Annotated in this window: 4 protein-coding genes; 1 reads left to right on the forward strand and 3 read right to left on the reverse strand. The window is 53.2% G+C overall.

Features of this window, described 5'->3' with window-relative positions; genetic code table 11:
- Both BM036_RS17730 and BM036_RS17735 read right to left on the reverse strand, forming a co-directional pair.
- On the reverse strand, positions 1 to 94 hold a 94-nt coding region (locus tag BM036_RS17730; protein WP_143066646.1), incomplete at its 3' end, for a transposase.
- A gap of 204 nt (positions 95 to 298) precedes the next feature.
- Positions 299 to 1,386, reverse strand: a protein-coding gene (locus tag BM036_RS17735) for an IS3 family transposase (protein ID WP_091854787.1) whose coding sequence is annotated in 2 segments (ribosomal slippage) — positions 299 to 1,134 and positions 1,134 to 1,386 — 1,089 coding nt in all. Because the reading frame shifts where the segments join, the coding sequence is not laid out codon by codon here.
- 155 nt (positions 1,387 to 1,541) lie between these two features.
- Here BM036_RS17735 and BM036_RS17740 point away from each other — a divergent pair.
- Complete coding sequence (locus tag BM036_RS17740; RefSeq protein ID WP_091854789.1) at positions 1,542 to 2,195, forward strand: ankyrin repeat domain-containing protein; 654 nt, start codon at positions 1,542 to 1,544, stop codon at positions 2,193 to 2,195.
- Between the two features lie 86 nt (positions 2,196 to 2,281).
- Here BM036_RS17740 and BM036_RS17745 read toward each other — a convergent pair.
- Positions 2,282 to 2,572: ATP-binding protein (locus BM036_RS17745; protein ID WP_177186100.1), on the reverse strand; the 291-nt coding region annotated here is incomplete at its 5' end.

A 2,572-nucleotide genomic window follows, 5' to 3' on the forward strand; every position in this document is an offset into this window, starting at 1 on the left:
TGTTGTACTTGCGACACAGCTCTTTGACCGGCAGGCCAGCCTCGGCTTCCTTCAGAATGGGAATGATCTGTTCTTCGGTGAATCGCTTCTTCATGCTCATCGTCCTCTCTGGTGATGAACATTACTAAGATCAGAATGGATTAGAAAGTTGGGGGCAGGTCACCAACAGCTACTCACGCATTTTAAGATCTTTTTGCAAAAGGTTGCCCCCTCAGGCTCGCTCTCCTACTGCCAGAGCTGGCATGAAGCGCGCTGGCTCGGTAATCCCCCCATTTTTAGCGGGGTTCAAAAGTAGACCTCAGGCCATCATGGCCAACTTCTGTTGAGGGGTAATCCCTCCAAGTCCCATGTTGGGCCGTTCGTGATTGTAGTGCCATAGCCAGCGGGTGGCGTAATCCTGGACTTCGTCGGTGCTGTCGAACAGATAGTGAGCCAGCCAGTCATACCGTACCGTTCGGTTGTAGCGTTCGATGTAGGCGTTCTGCTGGGGCTTGCCGGGCTGGATAAACACCAGTTGGATGCCCTGGGTTTCGGCCCAGGTCGCCAGCTTGCCACTGATGTACTCCGGGCCATTGTCACAGCGAATAGAGCGTGGTTTGCCTCGCCATTCGATGATTTGCTCCAGTGCGCGGATCACACGCTCTGCCGGCAACGAGAAGTCGACCTCAATGCCCAGCCCCTCTCGATTAAAATCGTCGATGACGTTCAGTAACCGATAACTGCGGCTGTCACTAAGTTGGTCATGCATAAAGTCCATGGACCAGCTGTCGTTAATCGTTTCCGGCACGGCCAAGGGCTCCGGCTTTTGACGAACCAGACGCTTCTTGGGCTTGATGCGCAAATTCAGCTCCAGCTCCCGGTAAATCCGGTATACCCGCTTATGGTTCCAGGTAAAGCCTTTCACATTACGCAGATGCAGGAAGCACAGACCGAAGCCCCAATTCCGCTGGTTGTGGGTTAACCGGATTAGCCAGTCCGCGATCTCAGCATTTTCGCTGCTGAGCTTGGCCTGGTAGCGGTAACAGGTCTCGCTGATACTGAACATCCAACACGCCAGGCGAATACTGACGCCCTTCTCACCGACGGCTTTCTGCGCCATCTCACGGCGACGAGACGGCTTCACCACTTTTTTTCGATGGCTTCCTTGAGGATGTCCGACTTGAGCCGTTCCTCGGCGTACATCTTCTTGAGCCGGCGGTTCTCATCCTCCAGCTCCTTCAACCGGGCCATCATGGAAGCGTCCATGCCACCGAACTTAGCGCGCCACTTGTAAAAGGTTGCACTACTCATGCCGTGCTCACGGCACAACTCCGGAACCGGGACGCCATTCTCGGCTTGCTTCAGGATCGACAGGATCTGGCTGTCGGAAAAACGTGATTTCTTCATGCAGAATCTCCCTGCGTGTAGCTTACGGAAAATTCTACTTTTGACTACCGCTGTTTTTCGGGGAGATTACCCTGGATGTCACTACCCCGAACCAAAAGCCAGGTGATGATTCGTTTTTCACTTTGCTGAGTGCAAAGCCACACGAGCCAGAAGTTTTGAATGCGACTACGCAGAAGAAGCGCCTATCCCTGCTAACAGCCGCTATCAATACCAACAGGCTCGATGTGCTGCGAAAATTACTTGATATGGGTTGCGCGCCAGATTCCAGAGCCGGCATCGAGCTGAGCACACCCCTGTACTACTGCATTCAAAAAATTGGATTGGTAAAGGGCAAGAGTGAGGTCTTAAAACAGATAACACAGGTTCCCCAAGATCAGGTGCTACTTGAAAGCATCCGGCGATATACCTCAGGGAGTCTTGGTATGACCCTCGAAGCCCAGCGGCAGTATTTGGAACGAGTCGCCTCCAACCCTAGGTATAACAGCATCCACCAAGCGGCCGGAAAAGTTCTGGTTGAAACAGAGCGAAAGTCGTTTGACCTGGATGTTTTGCGGGCTATGGCCGGACTGCTCATCGAGCAGGGAGCAGACACCAACGCAGAACAGAATTACCCCATTCCAGGCTATACCCCCCTTATGCTTGCAATTGAAAGTGATGAACTAGACCTAGTAAACAGAATGGTCAGCGCCGGTGGAATCCTTGAGAAGACGTACCTTGATCAAAATTCAGGAAAATGGGTGACGCCTTTGCAAATCGCCACTGAGTTCCAAGCCCACTCAGTACTCAAGGAGGTGTTCGGCAAAGGATAGGCCTCGCAGCTAACGATTTGGCTCTGTACGGCGTCAACTATCTTGGCCGGTCCAGCGTCGATTAAGTTGGCCGGTTGACGGTGAACCTATGTTGTCTGCTTCTTGAGTGAGGCTTTTCTCCGGTAGCTTTCCCCCGTGCATTGAAGGATGGTGGCGTGATGGACCAGTCGGTCGATGGCGGCGACGGTCATGATGGTGTCCTCAAACAGCTTGTCCCAGTGCTCGAAGTCCTGATTGGAAGTGATGATCAGGCTGTGGCGCTCGTAGCGATGGGCGATCAGCTCGAACAACACAGTGCTTTCCTGCTCGGTTTTCCGAACGTAGCCCAGGTCATCGATGATGAGCACAGCATACTTGTCGAGACGGGCCAGAGCATC

The organism is Marinobacter segnicrescens (assembly GCF_900111555.1).
In the GTDB taxonomy this organism is placed as follows: Bacteria; Pseudomonadota; Gammaproteobacteria; order Pseudomonadales; family Oleiphilaceae; genus Marinobacter; species Marinobacter segnicrescens.